We start from the raw sequence: 1,508 nt of genomic DNA on the forward strand, positions 1-1,508 counted from the left end.
GATTACCCGTCAGGCTGGTGAAACTGTACCAGTTACTGAGGTTATTGGTTATATTGGAGCAGAAGGTGAAGTTGTGGCTGATAATGCTGCGAGCGCACCAGCTGCAGAAGCTGCTCTGCAAGTTGAAGAAGTTGCTACTGTGGAAGCAACTGTAGTAGCAGCAAAAACGAAAGCACCTGTCGTACACGAAGGTGGCAGAGTACGTGCAACACCTAAAGCACGTAAAGTAGCGCGTGAGTTGGGAATTGACATCGCTCAAGTTCAAGGAACTGGAGCAAAAGGTCGTGTTCATGCTGATGACGTTGAGAACTTTAAGGGTGCTCAACCTAAGGCAACTCCGTTGGCACGTAAGATTGCAGCGGACCTTGGTATTGATTTAGCTAGCGTATCTGGAACAGGCTTTGGTGGTAAGATTACTAAGGAAGACATCCTTGCAATCAGTGCCCCAGCCCAAGTTAAGGAAGCTGCAGCTGCACGTGTGGTTGAAGCTAAGCCAGAAAAAGTCTTGCCAGAAGGTGTGGAAGTTATCCCAATGTCTGCTATGCGTAAGGCTATTTCGAAGGGAATGACGCACTCTTACTTAACTGCGCCAACCTTTACCCTTAACTACGATGTGGACATGACTAACCTTATGGCTCTTCGTAAGCAAGTCCTTGATCCAATCATGAATAAGACTGGCATGAAGGTGACCTTCACGGATTTGATTGGTTTGGCAGTTGTGCGTACTCTTATGAAAGAGGAACACCGTTACCTTAATGCATCCTTGATTGATGATGCGCAAAATATCGAATTACACAAATTTGTTAATCTCGGTATTGCCGTTGGTCTCGATGATGGCTTGATTGTGCCGGTCGTTCATGGTGCAGATAAGATGAGTTTGTCTGACTTTGTGGTGGCCTCTAAGGATGTCATCAAAAAAGCTCAGGCTGGTAAATTGAAGGCGGCAGAAATGTCAGGTTCAACCTTCTCTATCACTAATTTGGGAATGTTCGGAACCAAGTCATTTAATCCAATCATTAATCAACCAAACTCAGCCATCCTTGGTGTTTCAGCAACTATTCAGACACCGGTTGTTGTTGATGGTGAAGTTGTCGTACGTCCAATCATGGGACTATGCTTGACTATTGACCACCGTATTGTAGATGGTATGAATGGTGCCAAATTCATGGTTGATTTAAAACATTTGATTGAAAATCCAATGGAATTGTTGATTTAAGTAAAAAAATATCTGAAAACTGAAGTTTTAAAATAGAAAGGAGAGGGCGTTAAAACGTTTGAGTCGATTTGAACTCGAACGAAATGCTTCGGAATTTAGATAGTTTTACTTGTGTGCAAGCACACAAGTAAAACTCCTAAAATTCTGTCGCATTTTAGCGTTCTTAGTATCATAAAATATGGCTTTTGAGATTATTATGCCTAAGCTTGGTGTGGACATGCAGGAAGGTGAAATCATCGAGTGGAAGAAACAAGAGGGTGATGTGGTTAATGAGGGAGATATCCTTCTTGAA

The 1,508-nt window shown here is 42.8% G+C and carries 2 protein-coding genes; both read left to right on the forward strand.

Translation table 11 applies throughout. The features are described 5' to 3' along the window. The coding region (locus tag ADF62_RS07335; RefSeq protein WP_048788497.1) for a dihydrolipoamide acetyltransferase at positions 1 to 1,216 on the forward strand (1,216 nt) is incomplete at its 5' end. Positions 1,217 to 1,394: 178 nt separating this feature from the next. Continuing rightward, the coding region (locus tag ADF62_RS10445) for a biotin/lipoyl-containing protein (protein WP_152901318.1) at positions 1,395 to 1,508 on the forward strand (114 nt) is incomplete at its 3' end.

Origin of the sequence: Streptococcus sp. 1004_SSPC (assembly GCF_001069025.1) — a bacterium.
In the GTDB taxonomy this organism is placed as follows: Bacteria; Bacillota; Bacilli; order Lactobacillales; family Streptococcaceae; genus Streptococcus; species Streptococcus vestibularis.